Here is a 20,034-nt window from a genome sequence, read left to right as displayed (position 1 = left end):
CGACTTATTCGCGACTATTGCCGGGCAAGCGCCCGGGACATGATGCTGGAAGCCACACGATCGCGTATCTTCTCAGGTGGACCGCCAATCATTTCGTTCATCAATGCGCGCTTCAGAAAGATGTGTGCATCATGCTCCCAGGTAAAGCCTATGCCGCCGTGAAACTGTACCGATTCCTCGGCGATGGCCCGAAACGCATCCACCGCCAGCAGTCTGGCCTGTCCGGCGAGCGTACTCCAGTCATCACGACGAGCCGAGAAGGCCGTTGTCGCGTGTTCGGTCAGTGCCCGTGCGATCTCCAGCTTCACCTTCAGGTCGGCAGCGCGGTGCTTCAACGCCTGGAACGATCCGATCGGCCGGCCGAACTGCTGGCGCGTCCCCATATATTCGACAGCCTCGTCGAGTGCCTGACGGCCGCCTCCAACTGAGTCCCACGCAATGGCGAGATCGGCATGTCCGCGTACGACGCGAGATGCCTCTTCGACGGTGAGCGACAGCGCAACCGAAGCAACGCCTGTCAGATGCACGTCGCCATAGCGCCTGCTGCGGTCCCAGGTAAGAGCGTTCTCCACGGTGACGCCCGGTTGCGCCATGTCGATTATGAGAACCTGTGCGTGCGCGTCGCTGGGCAGTAAAAGTGCCGTAGTTGCTTTACAAGCTTCCGGGACGGTCTGCATCGGCAGATCGCCTTCGAGCACGATGACCCGCGCCGACCCTTCGGCTATCCGATCGAGCAAAGCCGTGGCATCCGTCCCTCCATCGGCAACCAATATATCGATAGCTGCCATGGTCTGCGAAATCTGAAGCGGCGATAGCGCCCTGCCCATTTCTTCATATATCGGAGCGAGTGCCGCAAAGTTCTGGCCCAGCCCGCCATTCTCGGCCGGAACCGTCAGCATGAACCACCCTAGGTTGGCCATCTCGCCATAAAGGTCATCGGGCGACTTGGCCGTTTCTTCTTCGCTCCAGGGAGCACGACGATCGACCTTGTCTGCTAGCAAACGCGCTGCGCTGCTGCGCAGCTCTTCGGGCTCGATCAATTCAACCGGCATGTTTTCGGATGTCATGCCAATTTCTCCCGCGGCATCATCAGAACACGCTCCGAAACGATGTTACGCTGAATCTCGTTTGATCCTCCGGCGATGTTCCACTGATAGGAATTCATGAAGTCGAACATCCAGTTGCTGGTTTCATATCCGGCACCCAGAACATAGTCCATCTCCCGCATGGCGGACATGCCGCGCAGCCGCAGGCCAAGTGCCGTGAAGTCGCGCAAGATGCGTGCATACCCAAGCTTGATGATCGATGCGTCTCCGACGGCTTCCATGCCGGCGATGCGGCGCACTGTCAGCAACGAGATCAGCGCGCGCAGCCCCTCGATCCGCGATGCTATGTCGACAATCTGACGCCGTGCCTCATCATCGAGCCGGTCTGTTTCCAGACCCTCTGCCGTGACCAGGCTAACCAGACGCCAGAGTGAACGGGCCAAGCGCTCGGTCAGTTCGACAGCCGTCAGGCCGCGTTCCGATGACAATGTGGCCTGAGCCACGCGCCAACCTTCATTTTCTTCGCCAACGCGATTTTCGACAGGAATTTCAACGGAATCAAGGAATATCTCGGCGAATTCCTCGTCACCCGTGATCTGCTTGATCGGCCGGCATTCGACACCCTTGGACTTCATGTCCATCAACAGGAACGTGATTCCGGCCTGTTTCGGACCGCTCGAATCGGTGCGCACGAGCAGCAGGCACCAGTCGGCGAATTGCCCCATCGTCGACCATGTCTTCTGGCCGCTGACAACATAATGGTCGCCACGGCGCTCGGCCTTGCAACGCAGAGATGCCAGATCTGACCCGGCGTTCGGCTCGGAAAAGCCCTGACACCAGATCTCGCCTTTGAGAATTGCGGGCAGATGGCGTGCCTTCTGCTCTTCCGTTCCGCATTCCATCAATGTCATTGCAGCATGGTAAAGCGACACGAAGAAAAGGCTCATCCGTGGTGCGTCCGCGCGCGCGATTTCCTCGAAAATCGCAACCTGCTCGCCCAGCAAGCGGCCACCGCCGGGCCATTCCTTCGGCCAGTGCGGCGTGGCATATCCGCCGGCCACCAACTTGCTAAGCCACTCTCGCTGGGAAGCTAGAAACCCCTCGACGTCGTCGCCGGACTGGCGATCACGCCAGTCCGGCGGAACATTATCGGCCAGCCACCCGCGCAGTTCTTCGCGCAGTTGTGTGATGCCCTGATCCTTGCTCATGCGACCATCCTTTACTTGCCTGTAAACCGCGGCGATCGCTTCGCGAGAAAAGCTGAGACTGCTTCGGCATGATCCTCGGTACTATGACACAAGGCCTGCGCGGCCGCAGACGCTTCGAGTATGCCGGAGAGGCTGTCCGTCTGCCCCTGGCGCAGCAAACGCTTGGTCATTCGCACAGCGTGTGGCGGATTGGCGGCAATACGCGAAGCCACCGATCTGGCCTGCCCCATCAGCATGTCATCCGGCACCACCTGGGAAACAAGACCGCATGCCAACGCTTCCGTGGCGCTCAATAAATCTCCCGTAAGAGCCATTTCAGTAGCCTTGGAAAAGCCCACCACCCGAGGTAGCAGCCATGCGCCACCATCGCCCGGCACGATCCCAAGTTTCACGAAACTCTCCGCAAACTTCGCACTTTCGCCAGCAATACGAATATCGCACATGCAGGCAAGGTCGCACCCCGCTCCGATTGCAGGCCCATTAACGGCCGCGATGACGGGAACCTCAAGCGATTGGAACAACAGCGGCAACCGCTGAATCCCGTTGCGGTAGTTGCGTCGCGTGTTCGCACCCAGGGGATCGTTCAGTCCGCCCCCGATCTTCATCGCATCGATGTTACCGCCGGTGGAGAACGCCTTTCCTCGGCCCGTGAGAATGACGACCCGCACCGCAATATCCCGATCGGCAGCTTCGATATGAGAAATCAGTGCTTCGATCACCTCGGGATCCGAGATTGGGTTGCGCTGATCGGGCCGATTCAGCGTCAAAGTGACTATCCCACCCTGTTCCTCGCGGATTATGGCATCTGTCATTTTGGCAACTCACTAAGAATGCGCAGCGTCGCGGCCCGGAATGCTAGATCGTGGAGCGTCATATCATCTTTCGGCTTCAAAACGGCCATTTGACCGATGATGGGCAAACAGCGCTGTATGTCATCCAAAATGCAAACGCATCGCCATTCGGCTGTTAGTCAATTTACCCTTCGCGCAAGGTCAAAAGCCCTGATGACGCTTGCCATAGCGACCTTTTAGTTTTGGTGCCTCTCACTGCGAACCGAATGAACCGGTTTGTCAGCGGTATGTTGCTCTGGACGTAGACGTGAGACGTTTGGCATGTCTCCGATACCAAGGAGGTTGCCGCGACGCGCTGGCCGACTGGAGACGGTGGCTGGCCCCTAAACGCCGGGCCGACCCGCCCCAAAAAATAGAGAACATTCATTTGACACGTAAGCGCCGACGGAAGGTGACGTTGACGCGGCCTTTCAGGCTTTGCGGCGTGTCCGCGGCGCCCATTTTTTCGCGAGCGCTTCCAGCCTTGCCTGGATCAGGGGGATATCGGGCTGGGCGTTGGGATCATGGTCGTCGCCGAGGGTATCGAGCGCTTCTTCATGATATTCATGCCGGGGGTCGCCGAGCGCTTCGAGCTTTTCGGCATAGCCCCATGGCCCGCCACTGTCCTCCGGCGGCCGCATGCCCATTGCATCGAGGATGAGCGGATATGTCAGGTGCGGGCTGGCCGCGCTGACGCGCTCGATCTTGACGCTATGCTCCCAGGCGTCGCCAAAGTCGTAGAGATATCGGAAGGTCTTGCGCCTCGTATCCGCCAGGACCTGGGCGAGAGTGGCCTTACGGGCGTCGAGCGGCCCGTCGAAGCCATATTCAGGATCAGGGATGCCGAAGCCGGTCTGCCCGAAGCTCATTTCCCACAGATGAGAGTCCGTCCACGAGAAGGCGGTCTGGATGACGGTGTGCAGACGGTCGAGGCGGATATTGAGCGGCACCTCCAGCGTTCGGCTCACGGTCGGTGTCACATCGTCCAGCGTAATCTTCATCCGCACGATAGTGCTGTTGCTCACGCAGCCTTCTCCAGATCGTTGGTCAGCTTTGATGCCTGCCATTTCCACGGCAGGAAGTCATCGATCTGATTGATCGGGTGGTTGCCGATGCGCTCAATGACGTCGGTGAACCACGCCTCGGGCTCGACGCCGTTGAGCCGGCATGTGCCGGCCAGGGCGTAGAAGAGCGCCGCCGCTTCTCCCCCTTTCATGGAGCCGACGAACATCCAGTTCCGACGCCCGAGCGCGACCCCGCGCAGGGCGTTCTCCACCAGATTGTTGCTGATCTCGAGCCGACCGTCATCGCAGTAGCGGATCATGGCATGCCAGCGGTTGAGCGGATAGCGACACGCACGCGCCAGATTGCTGTCGGAAGACAGGCCACGGTTCTGTGTTTCGAGCCAGACGCGCAAAGCCTCCAGTTTCGACACCGCCTTGATCTGGCGGATGCGTTTCCGCTCATCGGGTGGCCCACCCTTGATATCGCGCTCGATGGCGAAGAGTTCGGCGATCCGCACGACCGCCTCCGCCGCGATCGGTGACGGGCTCTTTTCCAGTATGTCGGTAACCCGTACAAGCGCTCCGCCATCTCCGCGACCGCTCATACGAGGCTCGTTTGACTGCTCGATGTCCATGCTCACGCCTCCTCAAGGCTTTTTATGAGTTTACGGCCTAACTCCCCGGTCACCAAGGATCATGGTGTGAAGTCGACAGCGGGGGCGTACCGCGTGTCGTTCCCCGGGGGAAAGGCCGCGAGCTTTCCTATTCCGGTGCCGGCAACAAGGCCGCCTTCCGTCGGCGCTTACTTTGACACAGCCAAAATGCGAACTCATCAGCGATGCCGCCGACGAACATTCTGGCTGTGCCTGGTCCATCGTTCAGTTTTGCCGACGAAGCCCACCCATCCAACGGATTTCGCTCGCGTCACTCGACGAAGTCGCGGAATGGCTTGACCGCTAAGGATGTAGCCGCCACGCGGCAGGCCTGCCGCGTGGCGGAGTTATCAGACGACCGGCACTAGAGCCCGCACCGCCGCTGCCTGAGCAGGCGCTTCCAAAGCAGCGAGCAGCGCGGCGCGGCGCGCTTCATATTCCTCAACCGATGCGTCTTTTACCGGACCGTAACCCCGGATATCATAAGCCGCGCCAGCAAGTTCGATAGCAATCGACAGCTTCGACTGTTGCACTTGCTCCACAAGCTGGCGAGCCAATGCCTTATAATCGGCGATCTGACGGCGCTCCATGCGCCGTTCGGCCGTGTAGCCGAACGGATCGAAAGGAGTCCCGCGCAGCTTCTTGAAGTGCTGCAATACGCGAAACACCGGAAGCATCCAGCCGCCGAATTCACGCTTCCTGGGCCGACCCGATGCATCACGGCCCGGCAGCATCGGTGGCGCAAGGTGGAACTTTATCTTGAAGTCCCCATCGAACTGTTCACGCAGCAGCGCCATGAATTTAGGGTCGGCATGCAGGCGGGCAACCTCATATTCGTCCTTGTACGTCATCAGGCGAGCGAGTGTCAGAGCCACTTCCCGAACGAGCAGCTCACCACCATCGAGGTTCTTGGCACTGACCGCGCGCTCTATCTCTCGCACGAAATCGACATATTCGGCTGCGTAGGAGGCGTCCTGAAAGTCGGTCAGCAACCGAACCCGGCTTTCGAGCAGTTGCTCGAGTGTGTCGAGCGGAACCTGCTTGGTTTTCCCGGCAAGAACCCGCGACAGAGCCTCTGGCGCGTGCGCGGCAAGCCGACCAAGCGCGAATGTCCGCAAGTTGCCTTTTACGAAGGTGCCGTTGAGCCGGATCGCTTCTTCAATCGATGCCACGGAAACCGGGAGCAGCCCCTGCTGAGATGCATAACCCATCATGAACACGTTAGTCGCGATGCTGTCGCCTGTCAGATCAGTGGCAAGCCGCGTCCCGTGGACGGGCAGGAACTTGCCCCCGCCCAAGGCGTCGCGGATTGTCTCCTCGAGCTGATCGCCGCCGAGGTCCATCTTGCGATTGGTCTGGAACTCACCGGTCGGGGTCACGTCGCTATTCACGATTGCCACCGTCCTGCCTGGCTTGACGGTCTTCAAGACATCGGCTCCGCTGGCGACGATCATATCACAGGCCAGGATCAGATCGGCCGACCCAATGCCCAAACGCGAAGTGAAGATGCTGTCGGGCCGGGGCCCAGTCCGGATATGACCAGTAACGGCACCGCCCTTTTGCGCCATTCCCGTCACGTCGAGGACGGTGCAGCCTTTGCCTTCAAGATGCGCTGCCATGCCCAGAAGCGCGCCCACGGTCAAAACGCCCGTGCCACCGATCCCGGCAACCAGTAGATTATGGCCTGCCTCTCCGATCTCCACCACATCGGGCAGCGGAAGATCGTCGATCATCTTGTTCAGGACAGTAGGATCGCCAACGCTGCGGGTCGCGATTTTCGCGCCGGTGACCGTTACAAACGACGGGCAGAAGCCCTTTATGCAGCTGTAATCCTTGTTGCACGTCGACTGATCGATATGACGCTTGCGCCCGAATTCGGTCTCCAGTGGCGTGATCGAGATACAATTTGATTGGGTGGAACAGTCTCCGCAACCCTCGCAGACATCCGGGTTGATGAATACGCGCTTGTCCGGATCCTCAAGCAAACCACGTTTGCGGCGGCGGCGCTTTTCCGTCGCGCAAGTCTGCTCATAGACGATCGCCGAAACGCCATCCAGTTCGCGCAGGTTCCGCTGAATAGTATCCAGCTCATCTCGATGACGGACCGCGACGCCTGCGGGCATCCGGCTCGCGAATTTATCGGGATCGTCAGATACAAAGATCACAGGCTTCACCTGCTCGGCAAGCAGTTGCTTGACGACGTCATCGGGCCCAAGATGCATTTCGACCGGCTGGCCGCCAGTCATGGCAACCGCGTCGTTATAGAGGATCTTAAAGGTCATATTGACCTTTGATGCAACCGCAGCGCGGATCGCCAATATCCCGGAGTGCGAATAGGTGCCATCACCCATGTTCTGGAAGATGTGCTGCCGATCAACCAAGGGAGCCACGGACACCCATGGCATGCCGTCTGCGCCCATCCCGACAGGCTGCATGGTTCGCCGTTCGGGCATGACGTAGGCGGCCAGTCCGTGACACCCAACCGCAGCGACAGCAATGCTTCCGTCGGGAATCTTCGTACTCGTGTTGTGGGGGCAGCCCGAACAATAAAAGGCAGGGCGATACTTCGACCCGCCTACCGTCAAGGCCCGACCTTCCATGTCGTGGAAATGGGCGAAGCGCTGCTGGACGTCGTCATTTGCCAAGTCAATCTGCTTTAGCGCCGCCCAAATCGCCTTGCGAACCAGCGCCGGCGTCAGTTCGCCAACCGATGGAAGGATCGTTTGGCCCGTCAGGTCACGCTTGCCCATCAGGTCGGGACGTTCGTCGGCGGCAATCCCGTAGAGAAGCCGCGCCAGCTGATCTTCGACAACAGGTCGCTTTTCTTCGACGATCAGCAGGGCGCGATGCCCGCGTGCGAAAGTCTTTGCGCCTTCGGGCTCAAGCGGCCAGATCATCGCCGGCTTATAAAGGCGGATGCCCATCTCAAGGCAACGAGCGTCGTCCAGGCCCAGATCGAACAGCGCTTGCCGAACATCGAGATAGGCCTTGCCCGCGGCCACAATCCCGAGCGTGCGGCGCGGTGAATCGATCGCGACACGATCGAGCGGATTGGCCCTTACCCACGCTTCGGCGGCGGGCAGCCGCTTGTTGACGACCCAGTCCTCCATCATCAAAGGTGAAAGATTGCGCCGCAGGTGCAGCCCTTCAGGCGGAAGCTTCCAATCAGGCCGCACAAACAGTCGGTGCGGGTCTGGCAACTCAACCGACGCGCTCAGATCAAGCGTGTCGGTTATGCATTTAAGCCCTACATACAGGCCACTGTACCGCGACAGCGCCCAGCCATATAGGCCATATTCGAGTATCTCAGCGGTGTTGGAAGGATAAAGAACCGGAATAAATCCCGCAATCAAGGTATGCTCGGACTGATGGGCAGTGGCCGAAGACTTGCCGCCATGATCGTCACCCGCGACAACAAGATATCCACCATGTGCGGAGGTGCCTTCCATATTGCCAAGCTTCAGCGCCTCACACGCGCGATCGACACCGACGCCCTTGCCATACCACAGGCCGAACACCCCTTGGAATCGGGACTTGCCAAACCATTCGAGCTCCTGAGTCCCTCGAATGGCGGTGGCTGCAAGTTCCTCGTTGAGGCCAGGCTCGAAGCGAATATCGTGCTCTGCTAGCAGTTCTGGCACTCCCCAGAGCGCCGCGTCGTAGACGCCGAGCGGTGAACCGCGATATCCCGATATATACCCGGACGTCACCAGGCCGGCCGCTCGATCGCGCCTCGCCTGATCGAGTGGCAGCCTCACAAGGGCTTGATTCGACGACATGAACACTCGGCCCGAGGGCTGCACATACTTGTCATCAAGCGTGGTAACAGTTTTGGTCAAGAGCTCACCTTCGTCCTGTAGGACCGCTCCACGTGGGCCTGGTGGCCGCGAAGCGATTACCGCCCGCTCCACGGGCAAGTATCATGTTATGACATAGCACCCAGATAGCCAGGTTACTTGTCTACACATGTTCCGCGATTTGAGCCTGCCCGATATTCAACTCCATTGCCTGGCCATGCTGCAGCCGACCGGCAAGGCGCGCCCCCCCAAAAAATAATTTCGCCAAGCTGATCGTAGTTTGATTCATTGCGTCAGACGGGATTGTTTGAACTATCGGACTATCCGAAGCGGCTGTCGGCCCATGGCGATCCGCTGGAGGGCTGGGCTGGATCGTTGGTTTCGAGGCGTCGTCTGACGCTGGTCGCGGCACTGGCATATGGCGAGGGGCGGTCACGGTGCCCCATATTAGTCGAAAAGTGCCCTAAACAGTAAGGAGTCGCGAGCAGGCCCAGCGTTTCACCTTCAGCAGGTCACTACCAACCGCCTCCACTTTCGCGTGATCATCTTCATCGGAAAACATGATACCGGAAAGACCATGGCTCACCGTGCCGTTCATGTCTCTTATGGCCACGGAAACCGTCGTAACACCCTTGGCGAAATTGTTCCTGTCAATCGCATATCCGCGGGTCCGCGCGTCCGCCAGTTGAGCGCAATATTCATCGAATGAAATCGGTACCTTCCAACGCAGCAAATCAAACTCCCGCTTGAGTTCTCTTTCCGGCATATCCAGCTCGGCTGCGATCGCTCGCCCCACGGCACCCATAAGTATAGGAAGCCGCTGCCCGATCGACATCTGAATGCGCATGCGGCTGTTGCACTGAACTGAACCCGTTAGTGAAATGCGGGAGTCGGATATGCGGCGCCACAGACAGAGCGTAACACTATGTTCGATCGAAATCTGTTCCATCCGGCGACGAAGAAGAGTGAACGCCTTGGCGGGGTCGAGCGCGCCTTGCGCAATGGCAATTGCTCCGTTCCCTAGGGAGTAGAGCTTCAACTCAGGGTCAAAATCGGCAAAGTCTTCATTCTGAAGTTGTTTTAGAATTCGGAAACAGGAACTCGGTGGTAAAGAGAGTTCACGAGCAATTGCATTGACCCCCATCGGAAACCGCGCCGCAGCCAGCAAACGAAGAATTGCCAAGGTCATCGATACGGCCCCGGTCCGCTGTGCATTGGGCTCTTCGGCTAAAAGGCTAACATTCGAATCGGTTGCAAGCTCGCTCGGTTGCGCTCCGTTTGCCCGTGATCGAGATACCGATGCCGTCATTTTACATGCCTTGTCTTGCCCCATGGGCCATACATTTAGCAACCGACCCTATATGAATAACGTGGTGTCGCAACTGACTAAAGGTTCTCATAGCTTGCATAGACCATTGGGAGTGCATCGCTGGATGACGCAGATCGTAACCAATCATCCTAGATTGGCTGACGCAATGGGGCTTTCAAGTGACCAGTCTTTTCGATCGATTTTTGCCCACGCGGATGCTGGCGGATGCAGAACGTCTTCGCGGGTACGCCAATCTTTCTTGGCAGACCAGAACCCACGACATCCTGCCGAGGCCCGCGCGCGCTACGGGTTCGGCCCGAACGCCTGCCACTCTGGGCCGGATCGCTATCACGCTGCGTGAAACCTGCTGCGGGAGTCTATCCAAACTCCGAGTGATCCCTTCTCTGTCGCCAGGTAGCACGAGGGAATTCCTTAGAAGCAATGACTGCACATAGCTTGGAGCCAAGATAATTATGGACATGGACAACGAACTCATCGCGCCCTTTACTCGGCTGCTTGAAGAGGTTTCGCCGTTAGAACGCGTCAGGGAGTTGGAAAACGGAACGGCGCACCAACTCGTCTGGGACGAGATTCTCGCGTCAGGCTTCCTCGACGCCCTGGTGCCCGAGGAACGCGACGGATTTGGCCTCACCCCTACCCAGATGGCTCCCCTGCTCATTGCCTGCGGTCGTCATCTGTTGCCGACGCCTTTCGGCGATACGCTCGTGGCTCGCGCTTTGGCGCCAGAGGGGCTGCCTGTCGAAACCGGAATCCTGCTTTGGCCTACCGGGCCGAGTGGGCGATTACGCTCGCTTGTGCCGCCAGTTGCGCAAGGCGCAACGCACGCACTTGTTCAGCAGGGCGAAAACATCGAACTGCGTGCGCTCCTTCCACAGGGTGTTCCGCATAGCAAAGCCGATGGATTCGGGTTTATGGAAGCGGCCCTTGATGAAACGGCCGATCCCCTGCTTGAGTTCAAGCTTCCACAAGACACGCTGTTCAATTGGGCGGCGGTGATAACGGCCGCGTCCATGGCTGGCGCCATGGCGCATATGCTGGATATGACAGTCACATACGTAAATGAACGCCAGCAATTCGGCCGTGCATTGGCAAAATTCCAAGCTATTCAACAGCAGATCAGCGTCTTTGCCGAACGCGTCGCCATCGCAAATGTCGCGGCCAGCCTGGGTCTGTCCGAGGCCATGCCCGGACCCACCGGTGTAAAAGCGGCGATAGCAAAGACAATCGCGAACGAATCGGCAACGATCGCCGCTAACGTGGCCCACGCCGCACACGGCGCGATAGGAATCACTTGGGAGCACAACCTGTCCCTTTTTGTGCGCCGCCTCAGGCGCTGGCAACTTGTTTTCGGTTCAGGCGAGGCGCTGTCTGCTAAAGTGGGCCGCGAAAGGCTTGGACATTCCGGATCCACCAGCGTCGATTTTCTGCGCAAACACGCTTCGTTTTGACCGCATCCAGCCATAGCTCTTTCTTAATGATCAGTTTTTCTGGATCTACGAAAGGGCAGATGGCGCCCGACCTGATGGTGTAGGTTCGCTGGCGTAGTCTTAAGCGATCTCCGGCTAAGCGAGAGCTCTGCGAAAGAAGGTGACTATGGCGATCTAATCTGATGCGATGCTGGTACGGATCGGAGAGAGGTTATGGAACAGCGTGGATTTGCGGAGGCGTTTTTGCCGGCGGGATTTGGCCGCAATGCACGGCTGGAGCGGATCGCGGCCATTCTCGACTGGGGTCCGATCGAGGTGCTGGTGCGGCGCCTGCGGCCTGGCATGTCCGGGCGTCCGCCCTACCGGGCGCTGGCGATGGTTCGGGCTTTGCTGTTGCAGCAATGGTACGTGCTGTCCGATCTTGGTCTGGAGGAAGCGCTGTTGGATCGGGTGTCGTTCCGGCGGTTTTGCAGCTTGTCGCTAGAAGAGGCGACGCCCGATGAGACGACGCTCTGCCGCTTCCGGCTGGCGCTGGTTGAAGTGGGGCTGGGCGATGCGTTGTTCGCCGAGGTGGCGCGGCAGCTCGATGCGGGGGGCTACCTCGTCAAGTCCGGTACGCTGATCGACGCTTCGCTGGTCGAGGCGGCGGTGCGCCGGCCTGCGGACGGCAGCACGCCCAAAGGCGAAGAGAGCCGGTCGGCGCTGGACCCCGACGCCAACTGGATGCGCACCGCGCGCGGGACGAAGCGCTTCTTCGGCTACAAATTCCATATCGGCATCGACCAGGGATCGGCGTTGATCTGCGCCCGTGCGGTCACGTCCGCCAAAACCTATGAAAGCGAGGTCGCTGACACCTGATCCTGGGCGACGAGCGCGCCGTCTACGCCGATAAGGCGTATGAGAAGCGTGCCCGTCGCGAGGCGCTCAAGGCGCGCGGGGTCAAGGATCGCATCCAGCATCGCCGGGTGCGCGGCCAGCCACGGCTGCCGCACTGGCAACAGGTCCGCAACAGCCTCATCGGCCGCATCAGAACCGCCGTCGAGCGCACCTTCTCCGAACTCAAGCGCGGCCCCTACGGGCTTCATTCCAATGCGATACCGATCACTCCCCCATTCCGCCTCCACCTCGACCTTGCCGCCATCGCCTATAATCTGAGGCGCGTCACGGCCTGAAAGACTTGCGACGGTAAATCGCTTCCTGGCCTAACCAAAGCGGCGGTGCAAACTCATCCCCCATCACCGCTCAAAACCCAAACATCTACAACAAACCTTTTTCGCAGAGGTCTCGCGAAGGCCGGGTTGATCATGCTGCCATAGCAGGCAAGGTGATGATGGCATTATCGTTTAATCCCGAAGCACTCTCGAGTGTCATGTAGCGGTAGCGCTGGACCGCCCATTCACCGTTTTGTTCGAGCAGCATAGCGCCAAAGAGACAGGTGATGACCCCGTCATTGGGGAAGATGCGGACGACATTGGTACGCCGCTTGATTTTGTCATTGAGCCCTTCGATCGGCTATGGGCGCGCGATTGGTGCGGTGTTGTGCGGGAACCGCTATCCATTAGAGTTTTGAGTTTTGGCACGCTGGGACGTAGCTGATCGGCAAAGCTGCGCCACTGAGCTGGGCGGTGTACGGGGCGAAGGCGTTGGCAATGAACGCCGACACGACTCGGCGGCAACGTGGTCAGGTTACGCTGAACGCTTCGGCGACGGATGCTTTGACGCCCTCATGGGCATCGGAGATGAGCAACTTCACGGCCGGCAAGTCTGCGCAGGAAGTCGGTCCAGAAGACCTCGGCTTCGGAATGGCCGATCGCCATTCTGAGAGCTTCGCGCCGACCATCGCTGTTGACGCCGACAGTGAAGATGACGGCCACCGAGACGATGCGGTCGGCCCGCCCACCCGAATTTTATGTAGGTCGCCTCCATCCAGAGGTAGGGCCAGTCGACTTCGATCAATCGATCGAGGAAGGCCTTCACACGCACGTCGTACACGGGGATTATTCCAGTTTGAAACTTGGCCACCGTTGACACGTCATTCCAATTGAGGAATAGTCATTCCAGAAAATTGGTTTGTAGCCGAACAGGTGTTGACTGTAGCCGCAATTTTGGTGCTCCGTCGGCAAGTCCACCTAAAGCGAGGCTGAAGCTGATGGGAATACACAAGCAGGCAAACCTGCATGGACATTCTAGGAGAGAGAAAGTGCATCAACTCTACACAAGCGATGGTCTCAGTCCGCAGATGGCTCGCAAGTCTTGGGATGAGTTGTCGCGCAGCGAATTTTTCGATGGAGAACTGGAGGTTGAGGGTGATTTCTCGGACGTCACCTTGCACAAGGCGTTGTATTATCCGATCTCATTGTCGCGGCTCAAATCGGGCACCCGCATGTCACTGCGCCGGTCTTCGAAGAATATTCGCGATAATAAAGTCGGCTTCCGAATCATTTGGTTTGTTCGCAGTGGCTCCCTGAAAATCGTTCGAGCTCAAGGTGCCTGCACTATTCGCGCAGGTGAACTCGGCATTCTCGACTCGAACGTGCCGTTTTTCGCAACTCTGCAGGGTGAAGGCGATTTGCCTTTCGAGAGTTTCCAGGCAGTAGTACCGCCAGATCTGTTCCTGAGTCACTTGCAGCGTGCCGATCAGTTTACTGACGCGCTCAGCCTGAACAGGTTAGGCGGTGAGTTGGTGAACCGCCTGATCGATATTCTTGTCGAAAACGGTGCGCGTATCAGCAGGGAGGCAGCCAAGCCTCTCGCCGAAAGTCTGCTTGAAGCGATCGCTGAAAATTTGCGTTCCATAAATGTCGAGAGTTCACGTAGACAAAGTCTCGTTGATCGTCGATTAATGGATATCGAGAATTATATATTGATGAACCTAACTGACCCTGAACTAAGTTATGAAAAGGTTGCGGCCAGTTGTGGCATTTCGCCGCGATATCTTTGCTATGTCCTGAAAGCAAACAACACGTCGTTTTCGGAATTTCTGTGGCAGAACCGTCTGCCAAAAGCGCGTGATTGGCTTGTTATGAAGAGTACGCGTGATTACCCGATACATGAGATTGCTTATATGTCTGGGTTTAAGAGTGCTGCACATTTTAGTCGCATGTTCAGACGGACTTATGGATGCCCTCCGCGCGAATATCGAGCGGCACAAATTCAGCTTGAAGAGGCACATATGAACGACAATGGATTTTTGTCGCCAGACCCCATGCATGCATCTGCATGAACTTATGCGAGGACGGCGAGTTTAAGGTAGTTGTTATCTTACCACGGCCTTGGGCGCCGCCTATCGGCGCGTACTCCGCCATGGGCGATGCGAGCGATGGCCTTGGGCGCCGCCTATCGGCGCGTACTCCGCCATGGGCGATGCGAGCGATTGTGAAATAGTCCTTGGCAACATTAGGCCGTGAATCCATAAATTTCGACTGAGATGGATGGCTGGGACTTCAGCATTACAGGTCGGTGCTCGTGACGACTGCGTGCCATCCAATGGTGATTACAAGTATGGCGAATGCTGCAACGATGATGAGAACGGCACATCCCATTTTACGGGCGATGGACGACCTGTTTGGCTGCCCAGAATGATCATCATGCTCATGGGCATCGTTTTCTATGTAATGGATTCACGCACCCTCACACGAAGGCCGCAATGATTGTTTGTCGGCAGATTGCTTTCCTTTCGCATCAAAGTCTGATTCAGGCCCAGTATGAGCCGATATGACCTAACCGACTTCGAATGGCGCGTGATCGAACCGCTGTTGCCCAACAAGCCGCGAGGCGTGCCGCGCGCTGATGATCGCAGGGTTCTGAACGGCATTTTCTGGCTGCTACGATCCGGTGCGCCTTGGCGTGATCTGCCCGAACGTTATGGCCCGCGTACCACCTGTAATCGCTTCGTGCGATGGAGAAAGGCGGGCGTATGGGATCGGATGATGGACGCCATCACAGCCGCGCACGACGGCGACATCCAAATGATCGACAGCACTTCTATTCGAGCGCATCAGCAGGCCGCGACGGCAAAAAGGGGGATCGAGATCATTGTCTCGGTCGTTCCCGAGGCGGCCTCATGACCAAAATCCACGCGGTCGTCGATGCGCAAGGCCTTCCGATCCGGCTCGGCCTGACCGCTGGAAAGGCACATGACGGTCAAGTCGCCGACGAACCGCTCAATCACCTTGGTCCGCACATGATCGTGCTTGCTGACAAGGCATACGATGTGGAACGCTTACGATCGCTGATCGAGGAACAGGGTGTCACGCCCAACATATCCGCCAAATCCAATAGGAAATGGAAACCCTGCTTCAGCAAGCGCCTCTACCGCAAGCGAAACCTGATCGAGCGCTTCTTCTCCAAGCTGAAGCACTTCCGCCGTGTTGCCACCCGCTACGACAAGTTGGCCGAGAACTTCCTCGCCATGGTCCAACTCGCTTTAATGCGTTTGTGGCTCCGCGTTTATGAGTCATCGTGTAATTGCGGCTGCTTCCTCGGACCTCGGTGGTGGCGCACACTTCTGGCTGTCGAAGCCTGAAGGAAGGAAGGAACCATGGAACACTATGCCGGATTAGACCTGTCGATGGAAACGACGCATGTGTGTGTCGTTGATGAAAATGGTCGGAAGCTCGTGTCGGAGAAGGTCGAGAGTTCGCCAGAGGCCCTGGCTGAGATGCTCGAACGCAATGGCCCGATCAAACGCGCGGTGATTGAGACCGGCCGCATGTCGCCGGCGATCTGCCTTGGACTGCGCGAACTCGGCGTCCTGGTGGTGTGCATCGACGCCCGGCAGGCGCACCAGAGCCTGAAGGCAATGCAGGCGAACAAGACCGACCCGCACGACGCCGCCGGGCTCGCGCAACTGGCCCGAACGGGGTTCTACAAGGAGGTGCACGTCAAATCTCCTGCAGCGCATGGCGTCCGCCGCGTGATTACCGCGCGTGGCCACCTGGTCGAGGCCCGTGTCCGTTTCGATAACATGATCCGCGGTCTTTGCGCCACGTTCGGCTATCGCCCCGGCGCTGGCCAGGGAGAGGCGTTCCTCCAAAGGATCAAGCAGGCCGCGCCTATCCCAGGCCTTGGCGATGCCATCGCCTCTTTGCTGTCGGTGCGCGCCGAACTGGTCGAGCAGATCAAGGAAATGGACCGTCGCATGCGTGTTATCGCCAGCCAGTCAAAGGCCTGCAAGATCCTCATGACTATCCCGGGCGTCGGCGTGCAGAAATCCGTCGCATTCGCGGTCGCGGTGGATGAAGCGGGTCGCTTACGACAATCGCGCAATGCCAGCGCCTACTTCGGCCTGGTGCCCAGACGCCACCAATCGGGCGAACTCGACTGTACCGGCCGGATCGCCAAGCAAGGCGACGGGACCGTCCGTAAGCTGCTCTACGAGGCGGCCAACTCGATCCTCACCCGCAGCCGGGAGACCTTTGCCCTGAAAACATGGGCTTTGAAGATCGCCAAGCGCCGCGGCCTGAAGAAGGCCCGTGTCGCGGTTGCCCGCCGGCTCGCGGTAATCATGCATGCCATGCTGCGTGATGGCACTTTGTTCCAGGCATGAGGTAGAGTAAAATCTGTTTGCGAGCGGTGAAGCGTCAAAGTTGATCCGAGGGCGGTGTTCCGCGAGGGAACGCAGGGACCAACGATCTGCGAAGCTGCGTAGTGGGTAAATAAGCCCGCATCGAGTCAATGCAACGTTCGGCTCTGTGAGACCCGATACAGCACGGCCAGGCCTCGGCCCGGTTAGTGCGGACAGATCCATGAAACCCTCAAGGGATCACACCGCCTCGCTCTGCAATTACAGATCTACAGCCTAGCCGACGAGTCTTGGCGATCTTCGCTTCGGCATGTCGGCCAAGTCATGGAGCCACCGCGCCAGATCGATCAGTTGCCAGCGGGCAATTCCCTGGATCACCGGGATAGGACTGCCTTCAACGATCTCTGCAAGAGCCATGTGTTATACCAAGTCTCATTGATCAGAACTCATGTGCCCACTGTCGCAGTCCGATGGATATGATGCGCCAAGGCTGATCGACGAGGCTGTTCCATGCGAAGCAGCAGTGGTCGACGATGTCGTCGTAGGATTTGAAGATGCGGTTCGGCAGCCAGTTGTCGCGCATGAACTGCCAGACGTTCTCGACCGGTTTGAGTTCGGGTCAGCGTGGCGGGAGCAGCATCAGGGTTATGTTGGGCGGAACGACCAATTCGGTGGAGCCGTGCCATCTGTCAACGGGCACCGAAGATTCCTCAAAAGTGGGCATCTAAAATTCCCTAGTTTGGCGGGACGGTTTATGCCGGTGATCAGCCGTGATGGGGATCGGGCTTTTCCTTCGTTGGCGGGCGGCCGCGCCGTTTGGGCAAGGGCGGCGGGTTGATGGGCGGTGTAGCGCGCGCATGCCCATGGCTTGGGTGTTGCACGCGGGCATGACGATCCCTGCAGCCTTGCCTTCCGCAGGGTAGATTGCACCGAAGAACCACGCCGAGGAACGGCACTGATCCCTGGGGACAGAAGGCCGGGTGCCGCGTGTGGCCCAGCGCCGGTTCAGCTTGGTCTGCTGGCCGATCCGCGCGTCGTCCTGCCACCACAGTTCTAGGGGCGTTCCCTTGGGCAAGCTTTGGACGACGCTCGCCAGACGGGAGGCAAAGCTTTTTTTAAAATCGGCAATGTCGCCAGCCTTCTGGCCATTATGACGCGGGCGGGCCGAAAGCTTGCGGAAACCCAGAGCGCGCATCTCCTGGCTCAACGACTGCTTGGAGATCGACAGGCCGAACTCGTCCCAAATCCATTGCGCCAGATCAACCAGCCGCCAGCGAACCACGCCGTGCGCTGCTGGAATGGGACCGGCTTCCACCTGCGCGGCCAGTGCCCGTCGCTGGGCATCGTTCAAGATAGCCGACTTGCCGGGCGCCTTGCGGGACTTGAGCCCGTCTGGTCCTGCGGCATTGTAGCGGATCACCCAATCCCGCACGATTTGCAGCGTCACGCCGCCGATCTTGGCCGCCTCGCTACGGCTGCCGCCATCAAGGATCGAAGCCATAGCCAACAGTCGCCGGACCTGCTTGGCATCGCCACAGCGGCGTGCCAAATTGTGAAACTCCGACGCAGAATACTCCCAACAAACGCCAATCGATGCGGCCATCGCTAACCTCCTCTTGTTCACGATGGTGAATCAGAAAAATGCGCCGATGGGAATCCCCATGAGTCATCTTCACTGAGACCTGGTATTAGTCTCCAGCGGCAATGCCGACAGACCGACAGCGCTCCGAGATTTCAATCGCACAGTCACTTGTCTAAACTACGCGATAATCGGCAAATCGGATCCGTCCGTGGTCGAACGGGAACCGAATCTTGGAGATAAGATAATGCGTCTAGAGGGCAAGGTAGCGATCATTCTTGGCGCGTCCGCCGAAGCGGGAACAGGCTGGGCAATTGCCAAGCGTTTTGCCAAGGAAGGTGCCAAGGTCGTAGTCGGTGCCCGACGTGAAGATCTGTTGCTGAAGCTTGCCGACGAGACCGGCGGCGTGGCGCAGAAATGCGACGTTTCCAAGGAAGAGGACGTTCAGGCGATCGTGCAACGCACGCTGAGGGAATATGGCCGGGTCGATATATGTGTCAACGCCGCAGCGCTTCCGTACGGCGGCACGATCGCCAACACGCCGGATGCGGACATGATTGCTGCGATGGAAGTGAACTACTTCGGCAGCGTCTACGTCGTGCGCAATGTCGCGGCAGCCATGGAAAACGGTGGATCCATCGTTCTGTTCTCCTCCATGGCGGTGACCCACACGATGGAGTGGGTCTATCCCTATGCCTGTTCGAAAGCAGCGGTCGATTGTCTGGTGCGTTATGCCGCACTGGAATATGGCCCGCGCGGTATCAAGGTGAACTCGATCCTGCCGGGAGCGATCCGGTCCGAAATGGCTGCACCGCTTTATCAAGTAAGTGGCATGGAAGAAGCGTATCTGCGGGAAATCCCGCTGGGCCGCATCGGCGAACCAGATGATTTTGCGGAAGCTGCATTGTGGCTGTGTGGCGAAAGCTTTGTCACGGGCCTGAATTTGCAGGTAAGCGGCGGAAATCAACTCACCCGCTTCCCGACGACCGCGGAGCGCCCCGCCATCGACGGAGCTGATCCGACCAGCGGGGCATAAACCTTACAACATCGACTGGTGCCCGGCTGGATGCGCCCGCCGGGCACCAGTCCAGTACATCTATATAGATTTCGTTCTGCGAATGCCATCTTCGGGCTATCATCGCGCGAAAATGCCGGTGATGACAAACTCGGTCACCGGCTCGCGCCCGCCTCTCATTGCGATCACGCGCATCACCGCTATGCCCCGTTCCGGTTTGGTTTTCGACGATCTGACCGTTACAAATTCCAGATCCACGAGAAGCTCCTCCGGCGGAAAGACTGGCGTAATCCACCGAAGCGCCTCTACTCCGCCCCCAGCCAAGCCATGCAGGCCGAGCTTTTTAGTAAACTCTGAAACCAGCATCTGCATCATCACGGCCGTATGCCAGCCACTCGCGGATAGCCGATTGAAAACAGGGTTGGCCTCCCCTCCTTCATCGTTCAGGTGAAAAGGCTGCGGATCATAGCGCGATGCAAAATCGATCGCGGCGTCCCGGGTTATCAGGATCGATCCGATACTGAACCGTTGCCCCGCGTGGAGATCGTCGAATGAAGCCGCCGGAATGTCGGACGTTAAGCGCAGCACCAAATCAGTCATAACCTCATGTTGAAACATCTT

14 protein-coding genes and 3 pseudogenes are annotated in these 20,034 nt (G+C 58.5%); 7 read left to right on the top strand and 10 right to left on the bottom strand.

What is annotated here, in order from left to right; all coding sequences use genetic code 11:
* Positions 1–14: 14 nt before the first annotated feature.
* The 7 genes from K9B33_RS20235 to K9B33_RS20205 all read right to left on the bottom strand — a co-directional run bounded on the left by K9B33_RS20235 (position 15) and on the right by K9B33_RS20205 (position 9,847).
* Complete coding sequence (locus K9B33_RS20235; RefSeq protein WP_224550923.1) at positions 15–1,067, bottom strand: acyl-CoA dehydrogenase family protein; 1,053 nt, start codon at positions 1,065–1,067, stop codon at positions 15–17.
* Positions 1,064–2,254 (bottom strand): acyl-CoA dehydrogenase family protein, encoded by a 1,191-nt coding sequence (locus tag K9B33_RS20230; protein WP_224550922.1) that lies wholly within the window; start codon positions 2,252–2,254, stop codon positions 1,064–1,066. Before K9B33_RS20230 ends, K9B33_RS20235 begins: the two co-directional genes overlap by 4 nt.
* An 11-nt stretch (positions 2,255–2,265) precedes the next feature.
* Positions 2,266–3,066, bottom strand: a complete 801-nt coding sequence (locus K9B33_RS20225) for a crotonase/enoyl-CoA hydratase family protein (RefSeq protein ID WP_224550921.1) — start codon at positions 3,064–3,066, stop codon at positions 2,266–2,268.
* A gap of 449 nt (positions 3,067–3,515) precedes the next feature.
* A complete protein-coding gene (locus K9B33_RS20220) occupies positions 3,516–4,109 on the bottom strand; it encodes a plasmid pRiA4b ORF-3 family protein (protein WP_224550920.1) in 594 nt (197 codons plus the stop codon).
* The gene (locus tag K9B33_RS20215) at positions 4,106–4,723 is read right to left on the bottom strand and encodes an IS66 family transposase (RefSeq protein WP_224550919.1); all 618 of its coding nucleotides are present in this window, start codon (positions 4,721–4,723) and stop codon (positions 4,106–4,108) included. The genes K9B33_RS20220 and K9B33_RS20215 overlap by 4 nt, the downstream gene beginning before the upstream one ends.
* A gap of 368 nt (positions 4,724–5,091) precedes the next feature.
* Positions 5,092–8,580, bottom strand: a complete 3,489-nt coding sequence (locus K9B33_RS20210) for an indolepyruvate ferredoxin oxidoreductase family protein (protein WP_224550918.1) — start codon at positions 8,578–8,580, stop codon at positions 5,092–5,094.
* 421 nt (positions 8,581–9,001) lie between these two features.
* On the bottom strand, positions 9,002–9,847 hold the full coding sequence (locus K9B33_RS20205) for an IclR family transcriptional regulator (protein WP_224550917.1): 846 nt from the start codon (positions 9,845–9,847) through the stop codon (positions 9,002–9,004).
* A gap of 479 nt (positions 9,848–10,326) precedes the next feature.
* Here K9B33_RS20205 and K9B33_RS20200 point away from each other — a divergent pair, with 479 nt between their 5' ends.
* The 3 genes from K9B33_RS20200 (at position 10,327) to K9B33_RS23100 (ending at position 12,467) form a co-directional block, all read left to right on the top strand.
* On the top strand, positions 10,327–11,316 hold the full coding sequence (locus K9B33_RS20200) for an acyl-CoA dehydrogenase family protein (protein ID WP_224550916.1): 990 nt from the start codon (positions 10,327–10,329) through the stop codon (positions 11,314–11,316).
* Between the two features lie 192 nt (positions 11,317–11,508).
* Positions 11,509–12,153: an IS5 family transposase gene (locus K9B33_RS20195; protein WP_263499657.1), complete on the top strand. Its 645-nt coding sequence runs from the start codon at positions 11,509–11,511 to the stop codon at positions 12,151–12,153.
* The gene (locus K9B33_RS23100; RefSeq protein ID WP_318011157.1) at positions 12,150–12,467 is read left to right on the top strand and encodes a transposase; all 318 of its coding nucleotides are present in this window, start codon (positions 12,150–12,152) and stop codon (positions 12,465–12,467) included. Before K9B33_RS20195 ends, K9B33_RS23100 begins: the two co-directional genes overlap by 4 nt.
* A 130-nt stretch (positions 12,468–12,597) precedes the next feature.
* Here K9B33_RS23100 and K9B33_RS20190 read toward each other — a convergent pair.
* Positions 12,598–13,281: pseudogene (locus tag K9B33_RS20190) on the bottom strand (transposase); the annotation flags it as partial.
* A 214-nt stretch (positions 13,282–13,495) separates the two neighbouring features.
* Here K9B33_RS20190 and K9B33_RS20185 point away from each other — a divergent pair.
* From K9B33_RS20185 to K9B33_RS20175, 3 genes and pseudogenes are all read left to right on the top strand, one after another.
* Positions 13,496–14,518, top strand: coding sequence for an AraC family transcriptional regulator (locus tag K9B33_RS20185; RefSeq protein WP_224550915.1), 1,023 nt, complete (start codon positions 13,496–13,498; stop codon positions 14,516–14,518).
* Between the two features lie 481 nt (positions 14,519–14,999).
* A pseudogene (locus K9B33_RS20180) lies at positions 15,000–15,739 on the top strand (IS5 family transposase); the annotation flags it as partial.
* Between the two features lie 96 nt (positions 15,740–15,835).
* Positions 15,836–16,843: an IS110 family transposase gene (locus tag K9B33_RS20175; RefSeq protein WP_224550914.1), complete on the top strand. Its 1,008-nt coding sequence runs from the start codon at positions 15,836–15,838 to the stop codon at positions 16,841–16,843.
* 415 nt (positions 16,844–17,258) lie between these two features.
* On the opposite strand, the pseudogene K9B33_RS20165 reads toward K9B33_RS20175, so the two are convergent.
* Positions 17,259–18,422 (bottom strand): annotated as a pseudogene (locus tag K9B33_RS20165) (IS630 family transposase).
* A gap of 223 nt (positions 18,423–18,645) precedes the next feature.
* On the opposite strand from K9B33_RS20165, the gene K9B33_RS20160 reads away from it, so the two are divergent.
* Positions 18,646–19,434, top strand: a complete 789-nt coding sequence (locus K9B33_RS20160) for an SDR family NAD(P)-dependent oxidoreductase (RefSeq protein WP_224550912.1) — start codon at positions 18,646–18,648, stop codon at positions 19,432–19,434.
* A 99-nt stretch (positions 19,435–19,533) separates the two neighbouring features.
* On the opposite strand, the gene K9B33_RS20155 is transcribed toward K9B33_RS20160, so the two are convergent.
* Positions 19,534–20,034: MaoC/PaaZ C-terminal domain-containing protein (locus K9B33_RS20155; RefSeq protein WP_224550911.1), on the bottom strand; the 501-nt coding region annotated here is incomplete at its 5' end.

This window comes from Sphingobium sp. 3R8, assembly GCF_020166615.1.
Lineage (GTDB): Bacteria > Pseudomonadota > Alphaproteobacteria > Sphingomonadales > Sphingomonadaceae > Sphingobium > Sphingobium bisphenolicum.
This window is presented reverse-complemented; position numbering and strand designations above follow the sequence as displayed.

Excerpts from the sequence above, each read along its gene's own strand:
- K9B33_RS20235 (WP_224550923.1), bottom strand. The coding sequence starts at position 1,067 with ATGACATCCGAAAACATGCCGGTTGAATTGATCGAGCCCGAAGAGCTG.
- K9B33_RS20230 (WP_224550922.1), bottom strand. The coding sequence starts at position 2,254 with ATGAGCAAGGATCAGGGCATCACACAACTGCGCGAAGAACTGCGCGGG.
- K9B33_RS20225 (WP_224550921.1), bottom strand. The coding sequence starts at position 3,066 with ATGACAGATGCCATAATCCGCGAGGAACAGGGTGGGATAGTCACTTTG.
- K9B33_RS20215 (WP_224550919.1), bottom strand. The coding sequence starts at position 4,723 with ATGGACATCGAGCAGTCAAACGAGCCTCGTATGAGCGGTCGCGGAGAT.
- K9B33_RS20205 (WP_224550917.1), bottom strand. The coding sequence starts at position 9,847 with ATGACGGCATCGGTATCTCGATCACGGGCAAACGGAGCGCAACCGAGC.
- K9B33_RS20200 (WP_224550916.1), top strand. The coding sequence starts at position 10,327 with ATGGACAACGAACTCATCGCGCCCTTTACTCGGCTGCTTGAAGAGGTT.
- K9B33_RS20195 (WP_263499657.1), top strand. The coding sequence starts at position 11,509 with ATGGAACAGCGTGGATTTGCGGAGGCGTTTTTGCCGGCGGGATTTGGC.
- K9B33_RS20175 (WP_224550914.1), top strand. The coding sequence starts at position 15,836 with ATGGAACACTATGCCGGATTAGACCTGTCGATGGAAACGACGCATGTG.
- K9B33_RS20160 (WP_224550912.1), top strand. The coding sequence starts at position 18,646 with ATGCGTCTAGAGGGCAAGGTAGCGATCATTCTTGGCGCGTCCGCCGAA.